Raw genomic sequence first — 19348 nt, 5'->3', positions numbered from 1 at the left:
CGTGCCGACCGGTATCGGAGCGTCGGGCGGAGCCGGCGCTTCCCGGTCAGCTACCCGTGCTGGCCGAGGCGGTGGCCGACGTGCTGCTCTCCGGGTCGGTGCTGCTCGCCGCCGTGGTCGGCGCCACGCTGCCGGACGTGGCGCTCGGCTCCGACGATGCCGAGCGGCTCGCCGCCGGCGACGTCCCGGTGGGGGACGGCGACGGCGAGGTCGACGCGCTGGGCGACGTCGTGGGTGACGGCGAACCGGTGGGGGTCGCCGAGGGCGAGGTCGACGGGGACGGCGACGGGGAGGTGGGCTTCGGGGTCGGCTTGGGGCTCTGCGTCGGCTTCGGCGAGGGCGGCTTGCTCTGCGTCGGCGTCGGCGACGGGGTGCTCGTCGGCGCGGGCACCGCCCCGATCACCCGGGTGGCGGCGTAGAGCCGGGACCAGCGCACCGTGGAGATCTTGACGACGTCGCCGGTGGTCGGCGCGTGGATCATCTTGCCGCCGCCGACGTACATGCCCATGTGGTGGATCGTCGTCCAGCTCGTGCCGGAGGCGAAGAAGAGCAGGTCACCGGGGAGCAGCGCACTGCGGGACACGGTGCGGGAGCGGGTGGCGTAGTACTGGTCCCGGGAGACCCGGGGCAGCCCGTAGTAGCCCGCCGACCGGTAGGCGGCGTAGATCAGGCCGGAGCAGTCGAACCGGTCCGGCCCCTCGGCGGCCCACAGGTAGGGGTCGCCGAGCTGCGCCTTGGCGTACGCCACGGCCTTCAGGGCCCTGGGGTGGGCGGCCAGACCGTTGGCCGTCTCGTTGCCGAGGTAGCCGGCGCCGAGCTGCTGGTCGAGGGCCTCCTGCTGGCGCTCGAGCTCGATGAGCTGCGCGGCGTTGTCCCGGCGCAGCTTGGCCAGCTTCGCCTCGGCGTCGCGCAGGGCCTTCTCGCCGGCGGCGTATTCCGTCTGGGCGCCCTTGAGCCGGGACTCGGCCGAGATCAGTGCCTGGCCGGCCACCTGCTCGCCGGTGCGGGCCCGGGACAGCTCGCCCTCGGCGGCGGTGGTGCCGCCCTCGGCCTTCTCGCCGCGGATGATCCGCGAGAGCCGGCTGAGCTCGTGCAGGTCGTTGGCGAACTCGCCGGGCGGGAGGGCGGCGGCGGCCTTGAACGCGCCCGCGGCGGCGGCGTCGGCGCCCTCCTGGGCGCGGGCCAGCGCGTCCCGGGCGAGTGCGAGGTCGCGTTCGGCCGTGGTCCGCTGGCCCTCGGCCTCGGTGCGCTTCTGCAGCAGCACGAGCAGTTGGTCGCGGAGCTGCCCGACCTGGGCCTCGGCGGCGTAGATCTGGGTGGCGAGCGGGCCGTTGATCAGGTTGCCGGCCGGTGCGCCCGGCACCCCGCCGAGGCCCGGCGCCCCGGTGACGGGCGCGCCGCCGGGGAGCTGGAGCTGACCGGTGACGGCCGGCCGGAGGCCGGTGTCGGGGACGCTGGTGGGCAGCGCCGGGTCGGCCTGGACCGGGTTGGCGAGGACCGTGGCGGCGACGGCTCCGAGCAGGGCGGACCAGAGCGCCGGACGCAGCACCGGCGAGATCACCGGGCTCCGTCGTCGCTGCCGTCGCCCGCGCCCGCTGTCGACCATTCCGCTCCCCGTCCGGCGTGCTGTCGCCGCGCCAGGGTGGACGCGGCCGTGAGGACGCTACCAGTGTGTGGCGAACGTCCCATCCTGTCTTACCTCACCCACGCAGCCATGTCGATGCGTCGAGAGGTAACGGGAGGCTGAGAGTTCGGTGAATCGGCCCACGGGGGCCGACCGTGCTGCGGCGGCGTCGGCAGGTGGACGTAGGCTCGATTCCGACCGCAGGTGGAAGGGACGTGGCTTTCGATGGACGCCGGACTCAAGCGTGAGCTCGAAGCGAAGGTGTACGCCGGCGAGCGGCTGACCCGCGAGGACGGCATCGCCCTCTACGACAGCGACGACCTGACGTGGCTGGGGCGGCTGGCCCACCACAGGCGTACGGAGCTCAACGGCGACCGGGTGATGTTCAACGTCAACCGGCACCTCAACCTGACCAACGTCTGCTCCGCCTCGTGCGCGTACTGCTCGTTCCAGCGCAAGCCGGGCGAGAAGGACGCCTACACGATGCGTATCGACGAGGCGGTCCGCAAGGCCAAGGAGATGGAGGACGAGCAGCTCACCGAGCTGCACATCGTCAACGGCCTGCACCCGACGCTGCCGTGGCGCTACTACCCGAAGGTGCTCAGCGAGCTGAAGGCGGCGCTGCCGAACGTCAAGCTCAAGGCGTTCACCGCGACCGAGGTGCAGTGGTTCGAGAAGATCAGCGGCCTGAGCGCCGACGAGATCCTCGACGAGCTGATGGCCGCCGGCCTGGAGTCGCTGACCGGCGGCGGAGCGGAGATCTTCGACTGGGAGATCCGCCAGCACATCGTCGACCACGCCTGCCACTGGGAGGACTGGTCGCGGATCCACCGCCTGGCGCACAGCAAGGGCATGAAGACGCCGTCGACCATGCTCTACGGGCACATCGAGGAGCCCCGGCACCGGGTCGACCACGTGCTGCGGCTGCGCGAGTTGCAGGACGAGACCGGCGGCTTCATGGTCTTCATCCCGCTGCGCTACCAGCACGACTTCGTCGACTCGGCGGACGGCAAGATCCGTAACCGGATCCAGGAGCGCACGACGATGGCCTCGCCGGCCGAGTCGCTGAAGACCTTCGCGGTCTCCCGGCTGCTCTTCGACAACGTCCCGCACGTGAAGTGCTTCTGGGTGATGCACGGCCTCTCGGTGGCCCAGCTCTCGCTCAACTTCGGCGTGGACGACCTGGACGGCTCGGTCGTCGAATACAAGATCACCCACGACGCCGACTCGTACGGCACCCCGAACACGATGCACCGGGACGACCTGCTGCACCTGATCTGGGACGCCGGCTTCCGCCCCGTCGAGCGGAACACCCGCTACGAGGTGGTCCGCGAGTACGATGCCGCCCCGTCCCTGGCCGAGCGCCGCGCCGAGCCGCAGCAGGTCTGGGCCTGAGCCGGCACGTAATCTCGTAGGCCATGACCGAGCAGCAGAGCGGGTTCCCCCGGCGCGACGCCGAGGGGCGCATCCTCACGCTGGGCGACCTGCTCGGGGTGAGCCTGGCCGGGCTGGTCATCGGCGTGCTGGCGGTGGCGCTGTTCGACTGGGCGTTCACGCTGATCGGCAGCGGCGACTTCGGCCGGGCCAACGGCTGGCTGGCGGTCATCCTGCCGGCCTGGCTGTTCTGGGACGACTTCCGGGCCTGGGAGTTCGGGGCGGCCCGGGTGGTGGCGGCGCTCGTGGCGGGCGCGGTGGGGCTGGTCGCCGGGCTGGTGGTGGCCGGCCTGGCCGCCGGGCTCGCCCCGCTGGTCTCCGGCGGGCTGGGCGCGGCGGCGTTCACCCTCGGGTACGCGGTGGTCTGGTTCCACGGCGTCCACTGGCTGGCCCGCCGGACGGGCTGAACCTTCCGCCGGGGCCACCCCGGCGGCGGAGAACGGAGTGCGGAACGTGAGCGCGGCGGTCAAGTACACGCTGGGCCGGATCGGGCTGTTCGTCGCCGTGCTGGCGGCCCTCTGGCTGGTCGACATGAACCTCTTCGTCAAGCTGATGCTGGCGCTGGCCTTCTCGGCCGCCGCCTCGTTCTTCCTGCTCAAGGGCTGGCGGGACGAGATGGCGGTGGAGATGGCCGAGGCCGCCGAGCGGCGCCGCACCGAGAAGGAGCGCCTCCGCTCCGCCCTCGCCGGCGACGACCAGGACCCGGACGGCCCCGTCGACAAGAAGTGACGAGGGGCCCGCGTTACCGGGCGGACCCGGGTGACGCGAACCCCTCGAACGGTGACGCCGGGGCGTCAGCTCACCAGGTGGTCGAGCCGGGCGCCGAGGGCCACGGCACGTCGGTGGGCTTGATCAGGTAGACCACGCCGCCGGGGCCGCCGGCCGTGCCGCCGCTGGCGGTGATCCGCTTGGTCCGCAGCCAGATCTGCTCGAACTGCTCCCGCGGGTAGACGTTGCGCACCGCCTCGTTGCTGGACGAGGCGGGGTCGTTCACGATCACGTCGCCGTCGGCGGTGAAGCCGACGATCACGAACAGGTGCCCCGAGGTGCCGTAACCCGCGCCGTCCAGCTCGCTGGCCAGGAAGGACTGGCTGGTCACCACCGGGATGCCCGCGGCGATGAAGCGCTCGACGTCGTCCAGCGAGTGCAGCCGGGTCACCCGCCCCTCCATGCCGGGGAAGCTGGCGGCGTACGCGGTGTTGAACGGCCAGTTGCCGGCGCCGTCGTACTGGTAGTCGTAGACCATCCGGGCGGCGTGGTTGACCGTCGGGTCCGGGTAGGTCGGGTCGACCCAGGCGGTGTCCTCGGCCGATGCCTTCCGGCCCCAGTACTCGATCACCATCGTGGTGGAGGTGGGGGAGCACCAGGCCTGGCCGCCGCCGTCGTACTCGGGGTAGTGGCCGGTGTGGATGTTCTGCGAGTAGCGCGGGACGGCGAGTTCCCGGCCCCAGGCGATCCCGCCGGCGCTGGGCTCGACGGTGAACCGGTCGGGCACGTTCGAGCTCATCGCGCCGAGCATGCGGACCACCGGCGAGACGGTGGCGGCCGGGTCGCGGTGGAGGGTCAGCCGCAGCTGGTACGCATCGAGCAGCACGCCGGCGGCTTCGTCGTTGATCGAGAACGTGTCGGTCCAGATGCTGGACCACTTGTCGCCCTGCTTGTCCACGCTGGTCCGCTTGATGTCGGCGTCGCCGGACGCCCAGCGGCCCAGCACGTACCAGGGGGTCTGGTCGCCGGTGCTGTAGGTGCCCTGCAGCTCGACCTGGATCCAGGTGCCGGCCGGGGTGTCCGCGTTCCAGGAGGCGATCAGCTCGGTGGCGTCGAAGCCGACGTCGGTGACCGGGGACGTCCACGTCCCGTACGCCCAGGTCCGCTTCGTCTTGTCGTGCGGGTCCTTGTAGGCGGTGGTGCCGACCGGCGTGCCGAGGGTGAGGCCGGCGGGGGTGACGACAGTGCCGGCGGCGGTGCCGGTGCGCCAGTCGGTCTCGCCGGACCAGTCGTGGTAGGTGATCTGCTCGTCGTGGACGACGGTCGCGGCGAGGGGCGTGGCGACGGCGGGTGCCGCGGTGCCGAGAAGGGTGAGCGCGGTGGCGGCCGCGAGGGTGGCCGCGCGCAGGCGTGGTCTGGACATGGGTCCTCCGCAGAGACGGGCGGATCGTTGCCGGTCAGTGTCTCGCTCGGAAGGAACTTTCGCCAGAGGTCGACGGTTGGAAAATCCTTGCCGGTGTGAGGATCAGGATGGCATGCAACAAGACAGCGATGAATGTTGATATGACCATGTGAGCGGTGGTGGAGTGTCCTCCACCGAGCGGGATCTTCTCCCGCCCCCCGAGGAGGTTGTCCATGGCCTTCCGCAAGCCCGTCCTCCGCCGCCTGGCGCTCGCTGTCGCCGCCGGGTTCGGCCTGCTCACCGTCGCCGCCGCGCCGGCCACCGCCCGGCCCGAACCCGAGCGCGCCGCCGACTCCCCGGCGTCGTCCTACCGGGTGCTCGGTCCGCGTACGGTGGCCGACCGCACCGCGGTCGCCGGCACCGGCGCCGCCATCGACTACGTCGAGCACGGCGTGCTGAACGTCTCGGCCACCCCCGCCGAGGCGGCGGCGATCACCCGGCTCGGCTTCCGGCTGGAGGCGGTCCCGGCCCCGTCGGCCGACGGCCACAGCCACGCCGAGGGGGACGTCGGCACGACCGCCTTCCCGCCCGCCGACTCCAACTACCACGACTACGCGGAACTGACCGCCGTGGTCAACCAGGTGGTCGCGGACCATCCCTCGATCGCCCGGAAGATCAGCATCGGTTCCTCGTACGAGGGCCGTGACCTGATGGCGGTGAAGATCTCCGACAACGTCGGCACCGACGAGGCCGAGCCGGAGATCCTGTTCAACTCGCAGCAGCACGCCCGCGAGCACCTGACCGTCGAGATGGCGATCTACCTGCTCAACCTCTTCACCGACAGCTACGGCACCGACTCCCGGATCACCAACATCGTGAACGGCCGGGAGATCTGGATCGTGCCGACGGTCAACCCGGACGGCAGCGAGTACGACATCGCCACCGGCTCCTACCGCTCCTGGCGCAAGAACCGGCAGCCGAACAGCGGCTCGTCGTACGTGGGCACCGACCTGAACCGCAACTGGTCCTACCAGTGGGGCTGCTGCGGCGGCTCGTCCGGCTCGACCTCGTCGGAGACCTACCGGGGCCCGTCGGCGTTCTCCGCCCCGGAGACCCAGGCGCTGCGCAACTTCGTCAACAGCCGGGTGGTCGGCGGCACGCAGCAGATCAAGGCCAACATCGACTTCCACACGTACTCGGAGCTGGTGCTCTGGCCGTTCGGTTACACGTACAACAACACCGCTCCCGGCATGAGCGCCGACCAGTACAGCACCTTCGCCACCCTCGGTCAGCAGATGGCGAACACCAACGGCTACACCCCGCAGCAGTCCAGCGACCTCTACATCACCGACGGCGACAGCATCGACTGGATGTGGGGGCAGCACGGCATCTGGGCGTACACCTTCGAGATGTACCCGGGCTCGTCCCTCGGCGGCGGCTTCTACCCGCCCGACGAGGTGATCCCCGCCCAGACCTCGCGCAACCGGGAGGCGGTGCTGCTGCTCAGCGAGTACGCCGACTGCCCGTACCGGGTCATCGGCAAGGAGGCGCAGTACTGCGGCGGTGGCGGCGGCACCACGGTCTGGTCGGACACCTTCGAGACGGCCACCGGGTGGACCACCAACCCGAACGGCACCGACACCGCGACCGTCGGGGCGTGGGAGCGGGGCGCCGCCCAGGCGACCACCTCCAGCGGCGCCAAGCAGCTCACCCCGTACGGCGGGAGCAACGACCTGGTCACCGGCCGGCTGGCCGGCACCGGGGCGGGCGACTACGACATCGACGGCGGCGTGACCAGCGCCCGGTCGCCGGCGGTGACCCTGCCGTCCTCCGGCACGCTGACGCTCTCGCTGGCCTGGTACCTGGCGCACGGGTCGAACGCCTCGTCGGCCGACTACTTCCGGGTCAGCGTGGTGCACGACGGCGGCACCACGGCCCTGTTCACGCAGTCCGGGGCGGCCACCAACCGCAACGGCGCCTGGGCGGTGGCGAACGCCAACCTCACCCCGTACGCCGGCCAGTCGGTGCGGATCCTGGTCGAGGCGGCGGACGCCTCGGGCGCGAGCCTGGTCGAGGCGGCTGTGGACAACGTCACCATCACGAGCTCCTGAGCCCGGTGGGGCCCCGTCCCGCCCCCGGCGGGGTCCCACCACCCCCCAGCACGCGTCGATCCAGGGCATATCGCTGCTGTTGTAGATCAACAAGCGCCGATGCGGCCTGGATCGACGAGGCACGTCCGGGGCGTGCGCTACGGTTCTACCGACCGCTAGCAGCGAAGCCGGTGCGAAACCGGCGCTGTCCCGCAACTGTGATGCCCCACCACTCCCGGCCGAGGCCGGGCGCGGCGGGGACGAGCCAGGTCGCCTGCGTCAGTGGTCGCGACTCGCGCTCTCGAGGAAGGGCGCCTCGCGGACGGGCGCACTGGGTCCCTGTCGGCGAAGCACCACGCTCCTCGACCGACAGGAGGACAGATGCTCAGACGTACCCCCCGGCTCTTCGCCGCGACCCTCGCGGTGGCCGCGCTGGCCCTCGGGGCCTGCGCCGAGAAGACCACCGACACGCCCGCCGCCGGCGGCAGTTCCGCGGCGGCCGCCTACCCGGTCACCGTCGGCAAGCTCACCCTCGACAAGCGGCCCGAGAAGATCGTGTCGCTGTCGGCGTCGGCCACCGAGATGCTCTTCGCGATCGGGGCCGGCCCGCAGGTGACGGCCGTCGACGACAACTCGAACTACCCGCCGGGCGCGCCGAAGACCGACCTCTCCGGCTTCTCCCCGAACGCCGAGGCGATCGCCGGCAAGAGCCCCGACCTGGTGGTGCTCTCGGACGACCGCAACAAGATCGTCGAGCAGCTCACGACGCTGAAGATCCCGGTCTACCTCACCCCGGCCGCGACCACCCTGGACGACTCGTACCGGCAGATCACCGAGCTGGGCGCGCTCACCGGCCACGCGGACGAGGCGGCCGACGTGACCAAGCGGATGAAGGACGACATCGCCAAGCTGGTCGCCGGCCTGCCGCAGCGCGCCGAGAAGCTGACCTACTACCACGAGCTCGGCCCGGAGCTGTACACCGCCACCAGCAAGACCTTCATCGGCTCGCTCTACACGATGGCCGGCCTGGAGAACATCGCCGACCCGGCCGACGCCGACGGCAAGAACGGCGGCTACCCGCAGCTGTCGCAGGAGGTCATCGTCAAGGCGGACCCGGACTTCGTCTTCCTCGCCGACACCAAGTGCTGCCAGCAGAGCGCGGAGACGGTCAAGGCGCGCGCCGGCTGGGCGGGCATCACCGCGGTCAAGTCCAACCAGGTCGTCGCGCTCGACGACGACGTCGCCTCGCGCTGGGGCCCCCGCGTCGTGGACCTGCTCCGGGCCATCATCGACGCGGTCGCCAAGGTGCCCGCGTGAGCCGCGCCCGTCGATGACCAAGGCCCTCGACACGGCACGACCCACCCGGGGGGGGGGGGGGGGGCCCCGGGGGGGGGCCGGCCCCGGGGGGCCCGGGGGGTCTGGGGGCACCCCGCCCGCCACGCCCGCCAGGTCCGCGAGGCTGGAGGGACCGGGCCGGGTTGGCGCACCGACCGATACCGGGTGGGGCACGGGCCGGTAACGGGTGGCGCACGGGCCCCGGCCCGGCGGCGTTCGGACTGTGCGGGCTGACCCGCGCGCCCGACCGCGGCGAGGCCGGTCCCGGCAGGCCCGCCGGGGTGCGGGATGCGGACGGGGGAGTGCGGGTGCGGTTGACCGGGGTGTCGCCGGAGTCCGGGTGGACCGGGCTCTCCGTCCGCACCGCCCTGGCCAACCCGAGCACCCGCCCGGGGCTGCGGCTGCCCGGGCGGGTCACGGTCATCGCCGGTTCGACCGACGTGCCGGTGCTGCACGTCCGGCTCGGCCTGGTCACCACGGCGGAGCCGGACGACCCGGAGGCGCCCCGCCGTCTGGTGCAGTTCCACCAGGCGACCCTCGCCGACGGCTTCGTGCTGCGGGCCGGGCGGGGCCGCACGATCCCGTTCGCGTTCCCGCTGCCCTGGGAGACCCCGGTGACCATCTTCGGCGGGGTGCCCCTGCTCAGCCTGCGGATGGGGCTGCGCACCGAGGTGGCGGTCGAGCCGCAGCTCGACCAGGGCGCGATGGTGCCGGTTTTCGTGCACCCGCTGCCCACCCAGGCGCACATCCTGGCCGCCCTCGACACGCTGGGCTTCAGCATGCGCCAGGCCGGTCTGGTCGACGCCCGGCTGCCGGGGGTGGAACAGACCCTGCCGCTGCACCAGCGGCTGGGGTTCTGGGTGGCGCCGCTCTACGCCGGGCCGATCACCGAGCTGGAGCTGATCTTCATCGCCAACCCGGCCGGCCTGGAGGTCATCTTCTGGCTGGACCGGCGGCTGGCCCTGGCCGGGATCACCCACCAGAGCATCAGTCGCTTCCGGATCTGGCACGTCGGCGCCGACCGGCGGGACTGGGTGGCGACGGTGGACGGCTGGCTGCGCGCGGCGATCAACCGGCACGCCGCGACCGCCGCGCACGCCGACTGGTCCGCGACCATCGCGGAGTCGGCGCACGTCAGCCGCCCGCCGGACGAGCCCACCCGCCCCGGCTTCGGCCTGGGCGGCACCGCCGGCGGAGCCGGCATCGGCGGCTCCGGCGACGGCACCTGACCACCCACCCACCCACACCCCACCCTCGCTCCCAACGATCTTGCGCTCGGTGCCCCGACACATCGGACTTACCGCCCATAACGGGGGCCGAAAGTGCAAGATCGCGGGGGCCGGGCCGGGCCGGGCGGGGAGGGGGGGAGGGTCGGAAGGTCAGACGGTGGCGGTGGCGAGTTTGAGGCTGAAGCCGAGGAAGAGAGCGGCGACGCCGGTGGTGGCGCCGGCGGCGAGGCGGCGGCGCTGGCGGAATTGGGCCGCCAGGAACGTCCCGGCGAAGATCAGCGCGGTCAGGTAGAGCGCGCTGGTGACCTGGGCGATCAGCCCGAGCAGGAGGAACGACAGCGCCGGCCACGCGTAGCCCGGGTCGACGAACTGGATGAAGAACGAGACGAAGAACAGGATCGCCTTCGGGTTGAGCAGGCTGACCACGAGCGCCTTGCGGAACGGGCTGCGCATCGCCACCGGCTCCGCGGCGTCGATCAGCCGCGGCGTGGCCGGGTCGTTGCGGTCGCGCCAGCGCCGCCACGCGCCGCGCAGCATCGTCAACCCCACGTAGCCGAGGTACGCGGCGCCGGCGTACTTGATCACCAGGAAGAGCGGCGGGTACGCCTTGAGCAGCGAGGCCACCCCGGCGGCGGAGAGGAACATCAGCACCCCGTCGCCGACGAAGACCCCGCCGGCGGCCCGGTAGCCGGCGGCCACACCGCGCTGCGCGGCGGTGGAGAGCACGAAGAGGGAGTTGGGCCCGGGCAGCAGAACGATCGCCACGGTGCCCAGCACGTACGTCCAGATGTCGGTGATGCCCAGCACGCCCGACATCATCAGGCCACGGGTGCCGTCCGGCGAAGCCTTTCCCGCAGCGCGACCTGTGCGTTTGGCCACTCGTCGACGGTCATCGAATACTGCACGGTGTCCCGCCACGAGCCGTCCGGGCGGAGCTTGTGCATCCGCAGCACCCCCTCGCGGGACGCGCCGAGGCGCTCGATCGCCCGCTGGGAGCGCTCGTTGCGGATGTCGGTGTGCCAGACCACCCGCACCGCGCCCAGCTCCTCGAAGGCGCGGGTGAGCAGCAGCAGCTTCGCCTCGGTGTTGATCCCCGTACGCCACCACGGCCGGCCCAGGAAGGTGTAGCCGATCGCCACCGACCGGCGCTCCGGGTCCACCTCGTAGTAGGAGGTGGTGCCGACCACCGCGCCGGTGACGGCGCAGCGCTGCACCCACGGCACCCGCTCGCCCCGGTGGTGGGCGGCCAGCGCGGCGGCGACCACCTCGGCGGTGCCGGCGGGGTCGGCCGGCAGCGGGCTGCCCAGGTGCTGCCAGACCTCCGGATCGGCGGTCGCCGCGTGCAGCTCGTCGGCGTGCGCGAGGTCGAGGGGCTCCAGCACCACGTGCTCCCCGCGCAGCACCGCCGGTTCCCGCCACGGCGTGGGGGCCGGCCGCAGGTACGCCGGCACCGGCGCGGTCACCCCGGCGTCCGGCTCGGGCAGCCCGGCGGCGAGCCGCAGCGGCACCACCCCGGCCCAGTGCGGCAGGGCGAGGTCGGCCTCGTCGTCGCGTACCCCGCCGGTGCGGGCGCGGACGGAGACCTCCCGCAGCGGCAGGGCCAGCACGGCGGTCTCGGCAAGCTCCCGGCGCGACGGCGGTCGGCTGTCGGCGCTGCGCCCGGTGCCGACCTTCTCCACCAGCGCGGTGAGCACCCGCGCCTTCTCCCGCTCGTCGGTGACCAGGTGCGCGGTGCCGTGCGCGACGACCGACCGGTAGTTGGCGCTGTGGTGGAACTGGGAGCGCCCGTAGACCAGGCCGTCGAGCAGGGTCACCGTGACGCAGACCGGCAGCCCGTCGCTCCGGGCGGCGAGCAGCGGCCGGCTGCCGGTGGAGCCGTGCAGGTAGAGGGTGTCGTCGACGCGGACGTGCAGGGTGGGCAGCACCCGGGGCTCGCCGTCGACGGTGAACCCGAGCGCGCAGTGGTACGCCTCGTCGAGGATCGCGTGCGCGGCGGCGGCGTCGTAGCTCATCCGGTCCCGGGAGCGGCTGGCGGTGGTCCGGTCGGTGCGTGCGTACATGCTCCCGCCTTTGTTCTAGTACAGTCTCCGTTTTGTGTCAGCACGCTATCAGGTCACCGGCGCGACGGCCGTCGAGATTTCGGCCAGCATCGAGTCGGGCATCCGTTCCGCCGCCCTCGCCCCCGGCGCCGCCCTCCCGGCGGTGCGCGCGCTCGCCGCCCAGCTCGCGGTCAGCCCGGCCACCGTGGCCCGGGCCTATCAGGAGCTGCGCCAGCGGGGCCTGGTGGTCACCGCCGGCCGGCACGGCACCCGGGTCCGGCCCCGCCCGCCGGTGGCGGCCCGACGCTCCGCGCTGCGCCCGCCGCCCGCCCCCGGCCTGCGCGACCTCTCCCTGGGCGAGCCCGACCCGCGGCTACTGCCGCCGCTGGGAGCGCACCTGGCCGGGCTAGCGGCCGACGCCGGGCCGCCCGTCGGTTACTCGGCCGCCGGGGTGCTGCCCGAACTGGCCGAGGCGGCCCGCGAGCGGCTGGCCGCCGACGGCGTGCCGGCGGCGGAGCTGACCCTCACCGGCGGCGCCCTGGACGGCATCGAGCGGCTGCTCGGCGCGCACCTGCGCCCCGGCGACGCGGTCGCCGTCGAGGACCCGGGCTGGGCCAACCTGCTCGACCTGGTCGCCGCGCTCGGGCTGCGGCCGATCGGGGTGCCGGTCGACGACGACGGTCCGCTCGCCGAGGGCGTCCGGGCAGCGCTCGCCGCCGGGGCCCGGGCGCTGATCGTGACCAGCCGGGCGCAGAACCCCACCGGCGCGGCGGTCTCCGCCGGGCGGGCCGCGGAGCTGCGTACGCTGCTCGCCGGCCGGTCCGACCTGCTGCTGATCGAGGACGACCACGCCGCCGAGCTGGCCCGCGTACCGCTGCACCCGCTCGCCGGGGCGACCCCGACGTGGGCCTTCGTCCGCTCGGTGAGCAAGCCGTTCGGTCCCGACCTGCGGCTGGCCGTGCTGGTGGGGGACGAGACCACGGTGGCCCGGGTGGCCGGCCGGGCCCGGGTCGGCGCCGGCTGGGTCTCCACCGTGCTGCAACGGCTGGTCCTGTCCCTGTGGCGCGACCCGGCGGTGGCCGGGCTGGTGGACCGGGCAGCCGCCAGCTACGAGCGGCGGCGCGGGGCGCTGGTCGACGCGCTCGCCGGGCACGGCCTCGCCGCCCACGGGCGCAGCGGCATCAACGTGTGGCTGCCGGTGGCGGACGAGACCAGCGCGCTGACCGCACTGCGCGACGCCGGTTGGGCGGTCGCGCCCGGCGCGCTCTACCGGATCGCCGGCCCGCCGGGGCTGCGGATCACCGTCAGCTCGCTGGACGACGGCGAGGTGGCACCGCTCGCCGACGCCGTCGCCCGCGCCGTCCGGCCCGCCAGGTCATCCGGTTTCACCGCATGACCCCCGCGCCCGGGCCGGCGACGTGTCGGTGTGCCGGGCGCGGGCGTGACCGGACGCCGGGTGGGTAAGCGCGGTGCCGGAGGTGGACGACCATGGCTTCGTCGGGATCGAGGAGGGGCGTCTGGATCGCCGTCGTGGTGGCGGTGATCGTGCTCGTGATCGTGGTGATCGCGCTGGCGTCCGGCGGCGACGGCGGCGGCGGATACTGACGGGTGGCCGCGGTGGGACGTCGTGCGGAGGCAGGGCGGACCGGCATCGCGGCCCGAACGGGTATATAACAGTCGACATGGCCGAGCAGACCGAGACCGCGCCGGGCGCGCAGAATTTCATCCCGCCGCAGGCCGACACCCTCGACGACCTGCGCGCCGCCGCCGCCGGCTGCCGGGGCTGCGAGCTGTACCGGGACGCGTCGCAGACCGTGTTCGGTCGCGGCGACGCCGGCGCGCGGGTGGTCTTCGTCGGCGAGCAGCCCGGTGACATGGAGGACCAGAAGGGGCTGCCGTTCGTCGGCCCCGCCGGTCGGCTGCTCCGCAAGGCGGTCGACGACGCCGGGCTCGATCCCGGGCACATCTACCTGACGAACGCCGTGAAGCACTTCCGGTTCGAGCTGCGCGGCAAACGGCGCATCCACCAGACCCCGGACCGGGTCCACGTCACGGCCTGCCGGCCCTGGCTGGTGGCCGAGTTCGCCCAGTTGCGCCCGGAGATCGTGGTGGTGCTCGGCGCGACCGCGGCCAAGGCGCTGCTCGGCCCCACGTTCCGGGTCACCCGGCAGCGCGGCGAGCTGCTGCCCTGGCCGGCGTCGGCCCAGCACCCGGAGGACTTCCAGCGGGTGCCGGTGGACGCGAAGGGCACCGTCGCCGACGCCCCGCCGGCCCGGCTGCTGGCCACCATCCACCCGTCCGCCGTGCTCCGCGCCGACAACCAGGATGTGGCGTACGAGGGGCTGGTCGCCGACCTCGCCGTGGCCGCCCGCGCCCTCGCCGGCTGAGCCGTCACCGAGCCACCCGTCGGCCCCTGGGCAGGGCGGGTGCGCGGTGCCACACTGGCGGCCATGGAGCAGCATCTCTACGAGCGCGACCACGAGGACTTCCGCGAGCTGTGCCGCGAGTTCCTGGACCGGGAGGCCGTGCCCCACCACGAGCGTTGGGAGGCCGCCGGGATCGTCGACCGCGAGGTGTGGCGTCGGGCCGGGGCGGCCGGTCTGCTGGGCACGGACGTCGACCCGGAGTACGGCGGCGGCGGGCAGCGGGACTTCCGGTTCAACGCGGTGCTGGCCGAGGAGATCGTCGCCGCCGGCTGCACCGGCCTCGGCTTCGGCCTGCACAACGACGTGGTGGCGCCGTACCTGACCGAGCTGACCACGGAGGACCAGCGCAAGCGCTGGCTGCCCGGGTTCTGCTCCGGCGACCTCGTCACGGCGATCGCGATGAGCGAGCCCGGCGCCGGCTCCGACCTCGCCGGAATCCGCACGAGCGCGGTCCGCGACGGCGACAGTTGGGTGCTCGACGGCCAGAAGACCTTCATCACCAACGGGGAGACGGCCGACCTGGTGGTCGTGGTCGTCCGCACTGCGCCGGACCAGGGCGCGCACGGGGTGAGCCTGGTCGCCGTGGAGGACGGCACCCCCGGCTTCTCCCGCGGCCGACGGCTGGCCAAGGTCGGGCTGAAGGCCAACGACACCGCCGAGCTGTTCTTCGCGGACTGCCGGGTGCCGGCGGAGAACCTGATCGGCACCGAGAACCACGGCTTCTACCACCTGATGGCCAACCTGCCCCGGGAGCGGCTCAGCATCGCGGTCGCCGCGGTGGCCGCCGCCGAGCGGCTGCTCGCCGTCACCCTCGACTACGCCCGCTCCCGGCAGGCGTTCGGCCGGCCGATCGGCGCGTTCCAGCACAACCGCTTCCTCCTGGCCGAGCTGGACACCGAGGTCACCATCGCGCGCACCTTCGTCAACCACTGCGTCGCGGAGTACAACGCCGGCCGGCTCTCGGTCACCGACGCGGCCAAGGCGAAGTGGTGGACCACCGAGCTGCAGAACAAGGTCGCCGACCGCTGCGTGCAACTGCACGGCGGCTACGGCTACATGCTGGAGTACCCGGTGGCGAAGGCGTGGCTGGACGGGCGGGTGCAGACGATCTACGGCGGCACCACCGAGATCATGAAGGAGATCATCGGCCGCGGCCTGGGCCTGTAGAACAGGCGGAGGAGGGGCGCGGCCGGGGCGGACCGGCTGCGGGGCGGCGTGCCGGTTGCGCAAGGATGAGACGGGCATCCCGCCCCTTACCGTCGAAGGAGCCGCCGATGGCCACCGACCTCGCCGCGCCACTCGCCGCGCCCGACGTCACGCCGATCCAGCGGCGTACCCTGCGGCTGCTCTTCGTCACGCAGATCGTCGGCGGGATCGGGGTGACGGTCGGCGTCGCCGTCGGGGCGCTGCTCGCCGCGGACATCGCCGGCACCGCCGTCGCCGGGCTGGTGAGCAGCGCCGCCGTGGTGGGCGGGGCCCTGCTCGCGGTGCCGGTCACCCGGATCATGAACGGCCACGGCCGGCGGCCCGGCCTGGTCGTGGCCTATCTCGCCGGCGCGGCCGGCGGCACCCTGGTGGTGTTCGCCGCCGTCACCCGCTGGGTCCCGCTGCTCTTCCTCGGCATGCTCCTCTTCGGCGGCGGCAGCGCGGCCAACCTCCAGGCCCGCTACGCCGCGGTGGACCTGGCCGAGCCGGCGCGGCGGGGCCGCCAGCTCGCCCTGATCGTCTGGGCCACCACCATCGGCGCGGTCGCCGCGCCGAACTTCGCCGCGTTCGCGGACCGCACCACCAGCGGCTGGGGGCTGCCGGCGCTGGCCGGTCCGTTCGCGTTCAGCGCCGTCGCGCTGGCGCTGGCCGCCGGCGTGATCCTGGCGCTGCTGCGCCCCGACCCGCTGCTGACCGCGCGCCGGCTGGCGGCGGTCGCCGTCCCGCCGGTCACCCCGCCGCCGGACGCCGTCGTCCCGGCCGCCCCGTCGCCGGACGCCGTTCCCGCCGTGACCCCGCCGCCGGACGCCGTCGTCGCGCCGGCACCGACCGGCCGGCGCGGCGTGGGCATGCGGGCCGCCTGGTCGGTCGTACGCGCGCGTCCGGCCGCCCGGCTCGGCATCGCCGCAGTGGCGGTCGGGCACCTGGTCATGGTCGCGGTGATGGTGATGACCCCGGTGCGCCTGCACGAGTGGCACGCCGACGCCGACGTGCTGCGGGTGGTCGGTCTCGTGCTGAGTCTGCACATCGCCGGCATGTACGCCCTCGCCCCGGTGGCCGGCTGGCTCACGGACCGCCTCGGCCGCCGGGCGGTGATCCTCGGCGGCGTCGGGCTGCTGCTCGTGGCGTGCGCGGTCGCCGGCACCGCCGGGCACCACACGGCCCGGCTCTCGATCGGGCTGTTCCTGCTCGGCCTGGGCTGGTCGGGGACCATGGTGGCCGGTTCCACCCTGCTGTCGGAGTCGGTGCCGGTGGGGATCCGGCCGAGCGTCCAGGGGCTCTCCGACCTGACCATGGGACTGGCCGGCGCCGCCGCCGGGGCGGTCAGCGGGTTTGTCATGGAGGTGGCGGGTTATCCGGTGCTCGCCCTGCTCGCGGCGGTCGCGGCGGTGCCCCTGGTGGCGCTAGCGTTGCGTCCGGTGCCGGCGGGCGCACCGGACGAGGAGGACTGATCACGTGCGGCTGACCGACTTCTGGTCGCGGTTGGAGGAGGCGTTCGGCCCCGCCTACGCGGCCAGCATCGCCCGCGACCAGGTGCTCTCCCAGCTCGGCGGCCGGACCGTCGAGCAGGCGCTGGCATCGGGTGAGCAGGCGCACGTCGTGTGGCGGGCGGTCTGCGCCGCCTATCCCGACCGGGTGCCCGCGCGGCTACGCTGAGCAGCCATTTCGTCGCTTCCGCGTGTCGCTTGCCGACTCGTACACCTGTTCGGCTATTGTCCACAGCGGGGTGCTCGTCCACAGCTCACGGCCCGTCGGCTGGTTTTCTGTCGGACCCAGCGCCTAGCGTGTCCGCGTGACGCGAAGCTCAGGAAAGACGCCGGCGAAGGCAGGGGTGGCAACGATGGCAGCAGGGCCTGACCGGGAGAAGGCACTCGACCTTGCTCTCGCTCAGATCGACAAGCAGTTCGGCAAGGGCTCGGTGATGCGGCTCGGGGAGCGGCCGGTCATCCAGACCGCGGTCATCCCCACCGGGTCGATCGCCCTCGACGTGGCGCTCGGCGTGGGCGGCCTGCCCCGCGGCCGGGTCGTCGAGATCTACGGTCCGGAGTCCAGCGGTAAGACCACCGTCGCGCTGCACGCCGTGGCCAACGCCCAGCGGGCCGGCGGCATCGCCGCCTTCGTCGACGCCGAGCACGCGCTCGACCCGGAATACGCGAAGGCCCTCGGCGTCGACACCGACGCCCTGCTGGTCTCCCAGCCCGACACCGGTGAGCAGGCGCTGGAGATCGCGGACATGCTGGTCCGCTCCGGCGCGCTCGACATCATCGTGATCGACTCGGTGGCCGCGCTGGTGCCGCGCGCCGAGATCGAGGGTGAGATGGGCGACAGCCACGTGGGTCTGCAGGCCCGGCTGATGAGCCAGGCGCTGCGGAAGATCACCGGTGTGCTCAACAACACCGGCACCACCGCGATCTTCATCAACCAGCTCCGCGAGAAGATCGGCGTGATGTTCGGCAGCCCCGAGACCACCACGGGTGGCCGGGCGCTGAAGTTCTACGCCTCGGTCCGGCTCGACGTGCGCCGCATCGAGAGCCTCAAGGACGGCACCGACGTGGTCGGTAACCGCACCCGGGTCAAGGTCGTGAAGAACAAGGTCGCCGCGCCGTTCAAGCAGGCCGAGTTCGACATCATGTACGGCAAGGGCATCTCCCGCGAGGGCTCGCTGATCGACGTCGGCGTCGAGCAGGCGATCATCCGCAAGTCCGGCGCCTGGTACACCTACGACGGCGACCAGCTGGGCCAGGGCAAGGAGAAGGCCCGCGAGTTCCTCCGGGAGAACCCGGACGTGGCCGCCGAGATCGAGAAGAAGATCCTGGAGAAGCTCGGCGTCGGGGTCGGCGCGGGCGACGCCGCCGGTGGCCCGGAGCTGCCGCCGGTCGACTTCTGACCGGTCGCTGACCCGTGGCAGGACGACGCGCCCGCACGGGGCGGGGCTGGGATGCCAGTCCGCCCCGCGCGGGTGACGGCATCACGACGCCCCGACCCCGGCGGGGTCGCCGTGGCCGTGCCGAGGAGACCGACCCCGAGGCGCCCCCCGCCCCGCCGCGCGACGAGTCGGAGGTGGCGCGGGAGATCTGCCTGCGCCAGCTCGCCGTCCGGCCGCGCACCCGGGCCGAGCTGGCCGGGGCACTGGCGAAGCGGGGGATCTCCGAGGAGGTCTCCGCGGCGGTGCTCGACCGCTACGACGAGGTCGGCATCATCGACGACGCCGCCTTCGCGCGGGCCTGGGTGTCCAGCCGGCACGCCGGCCGGGGCCTGGCCCGCCGGGCGCTCGCCAACGAGCTGCGTCAGCGCGGTGTCGACGGCGAGGTCGCCAGCGAAGCCCTCGGCGAGCTGGACGAGGAGACCGAGGCCGAGACCGCCCGCGCCCTGGTGGAGCGGAAGCTGCGGTCCGCCCGCGGCGAGCCGGACGCGGTCTTCCGGCGGCTGGTGGCGATGCTGGCCCGCAAGGGCTACCCGCCCCGCGTGGCGATCCGGGCGGTGAAGGACGCGCTCGCCGCGCAGAGCGCCGAGGCGGCCGAGTTCGCCGAGCAGATCGACGCCGACGCGCTCGCCGACGCCGAGGGCGAGCTCGACCGCGACAGCCGCCCAGTCGACTGAACAGCCGCTCCGTCGAGTGAGCGGAGTGGCGGCCGGAGGGGAGGGGCCGTGCTCAAGGCGTGCCTCAACGGCGCCCGTGGGCGCGACGAGCATCCGTCGGTGCCGGTCACCCCGGCCGACCTGGCCGCCGACGCGGCCCGCTGCGCCCGGCTCGGCGCCGGGGGGGTGCACGAGCACCCCCCCGGCGCCGACGGGCGGGTGTGCCTGCTCCCGGCGGTGTTCTCCGCCGCGCGGGTCGCGTTCCGGGCGGGCAGC

General features: G+C 73.5%; 18 protein-coding genes and 1 riboswitch. Of the genes, 14 read left to right on the top strand and 4 right to left on the bottom strand.

The genetic code is table 11. The annotated features are described in order from the left end of the window. Positions 1-46 precede the first annotated feature (46 nt). Positions 47-1606, bottom strand: coding sequence for an NlpC/P60 family protein (locus AB0L34_RS07300; RefSeq protein WP_363702696.1), 1560 nt, complete (start codon positions 1604-1606; stop codon positions 47-49). Between the two features lie 243 nt (positions 1607-1849). Here AB0L34_RS07300 and mqnE point away from each other — a divergent pair, with 243 nt between their 5' ends. The 3 genes from mqnE to AB0L34_RS07285 are packed head-to-tail and all read left to right on the top strand — an operon-like array spanning position 1850 to position 3787. Then, positions 1850-3019 (top strand): aminofutalosine synthase MqnE, encoded by a 1170-nt coding sequence (gene mqnE / locus AB0L34_RS07295; RefSeq protein WP_357464494.1) that lies wholly within the window; start codon positions 1850-1852, stop codon positions 3017-3019. A gap of 23 nt (positions 3020-3042) precedes the next feature. Beyond that, positions 3043-3465: a hypothetical protein gene (locus AB0L34_RS07290; RefSeq protein ID WP_363702694.1), complete on the top strand. Its 423-nt coding sequence runs from the start codon at positions 3043-3045 to the stop codon at positions 3463-3465. 46 nt (positions 3466-3511) lie between these two features. Then, a complete protein-coding gene (locus AB0L34_RS07285) occupies positions 3512-3787 on the top strand; it encodes a DUF4229 domain-containing protein (protein WP_363702692.1) in 276 nt (91 codons plus the stop codon). A 70-nt stretch (positions 3788-3857) separates the two neighbouring features. Here AB0L34_RS07285 and AB0L34_RS07280 read toward each other — a convergent pair whose 3' ends face one another. Beyond that, a complete protein-coding gene (locus tag AB0L34_RS07280; RefSeq protein ID WP_363702690.1) occupies positions 3858-5189 on the bottom strand; it encodes a peptidase C39 family protein in 1332 nt (443 codons plus the stop codon). Positions 5190-5401: 212 nt separating this feature from the next. On the opposite strand from AB0L34_RS07280, the gene AB0L34_RS07275 reads away from it, so the two are divergent. The 3 genes from AB0L34_RS07275 (at position 5402) to AB0L34_RS07265 (ending at position 9822) form a co-directional block, all read left to right on the top strand. After that, complete coding sequence (locus AB0L34_RS07275) at positions 5402-7279, top strand: M14 family zinc carboxypeptidase (RefSeq protein ID WP_363702688.1); 1878 nt, start codon at positions 5402-5404, stop codon at positions 7277-7279. A 166-nt stretch (positions 7280-7445) separates the two neighbouring features. Continuing rightward, positions 7446-7528, top strand: a riboswitch (cobalamin riboswitch). Positions 7529-7639: 111 nt separating this feature from the next. Beyond that, a complete protein-coding gene (locus AB0L34_RS07270; protein WP_363702686.1) occupies positions 7640-8575 on the top strand; it encodes an ABC transporter substrate-binding protein in 936 nt (311 codons plus the stop codon). 326 nt (positions 8576-8901) lie between these two features. After that, a complete protein-coding gene (locus AB0L34_RS07265) occupies positions 8902-9822 on the top strand; it encodes a sporulation protein (protein WP_363702684.1) in 921 nt (306 codons plus the stop codon). 150 nt (positions 9823-9972) lie between these two features. On the opposite strand, the gene leuE is transcribed toward AB0L34_RS07265, so the two are convergent. Both leuE and AB0L34_RS07255 read right to left on the bottom strand, forming a co-directional pair. Then, entirely contained in the window at positions 9973-10641 is a 669-nt protein-coding gene (gene leuE / locus AB0L34_RS07260; RefSeq protein ID WP_350705081.1) for a leucine efflux protein LeuE, read from the bottom strand. Beyond that, positions 10641-11882, bottom strand: a complete 1242-nt coding sequence (locus AB0L34_RS07255) for a bifunctional pyridoxamine 5'-phosphate oxidase family protein/GNAT family N-acetyltransferase (protein ID WP_363702682.1) — start codon at positions 11880-11882, stop codon at positions 10641-10643. Before AB0L34_RS07255 ends, leuE begins: the two co-directional genes overlap by 1 nt. 34 nt (positions 11883-11916) lie before the next feature. Between AB0L34_RS07255 and AB0L34_RS07250 the strand changes: the two genes are divergently transcribed. The 8 genes from AB0L34_RS07250 to AB0L34_RS07215 form a co-directional block, all read left to right on the top strand. After that, on the top strand, positions 11917-13257 hold the full coding sequence (locus tag AB0L34_RS07250) for an aminotransferase class I/II-fold pyridoxal phosphate-dependent enzyme (RefSeq protein ID WP_363702680.1): 1341 nt from the start codon (positions 11917-11919) through the stop codon (positions 13255-13257). A gap of 286 nt (positions 13258-13543) precedes the next feature. Then, complete coding sequence (locus AB0L34_RS07245; RefSeq protein WP_363702678.1) at positions 13544-14248, top strand: UdgX family uracil-DNA binding protein; 705 nt, start codon at positions 13544-13546, stop codon at positions 14246-14248. A 63-nt stretch (positions 14249-14311) separates the two neighbouring features. Further along, positions 14312-15454, top strand: a complete 1143-nt coding sequence (locus AB0L34_RS07240) for an acyl-CoA dehydrogenase family protein (protein WP_363702676.1) — start codon at positions 14312-14314, stop codon at positions 15452-15454. Between the two features lie 107 nt (positions 15455-15561). After that, positions 15562-16944, top strand: a complete 1383-nt coding sequence (locus AB0L34_RS07235; protein WP_363702674.1) for an MFS transporter — start codon at positions 15562-15564, stop codon at positions 16942-16944. Positions 16945-16948: 4 nt separating this feature from the next. Next, entirely contained in the window at positions 16949-17149 is a 201-nt protein-coding gene (locus AB0L34_RS07230; RefSeq protein ID WP_350705093.1) for a DUF3046 domain-containing protein, read from the top strand. Between the two features lie 184 nt (positions 17150-17333). Further along, positions 17334-18380: a recombinase RecA gene (recA, locus tag AB0L34_RS07225; RefSeq protein WP_088995380.1), complete on the top strand. Its 1047-nt coding sequence runs from the start codon at positions 17334-17336 to the stop codon at positions 18378-18380. A gap of 14 nt (positions 18381-18394) precedes the next feature. Then, complete coding sequence (locus AB0L34_RS07220) at positions 18395-19093, top strand: regulatory protein RecX (RefSeq protein WP_363702671.1); 699 nt, start codon at positions 18395-18397, stop codon at positions 19091-19093. 48 nt (positions 19094-19141) lie between these two features. Then, on the top strand, positions 19142-19348 hold a 207-nt coding region (locus AB0L34_RS07215; RefSeq protein ID WP_363702669.1), incomplete at its 3' end, for a 3-keto-5-aminohexanoate cleavage protein.

This window comes from Micromonospora sp. NPDC052213, from assembly GCF_040679695.1.
Lineage (GTDB): Bacteria > Actinomycetota > Actinomycetes > Mycobacteriales > Micromonosporaceae > Micromonospora.
The sequence above is the reverse complement of the archived record's forward strand: the minus strand, read 5'-3'. Positions and strand labels throughout refer to the sequence as shown.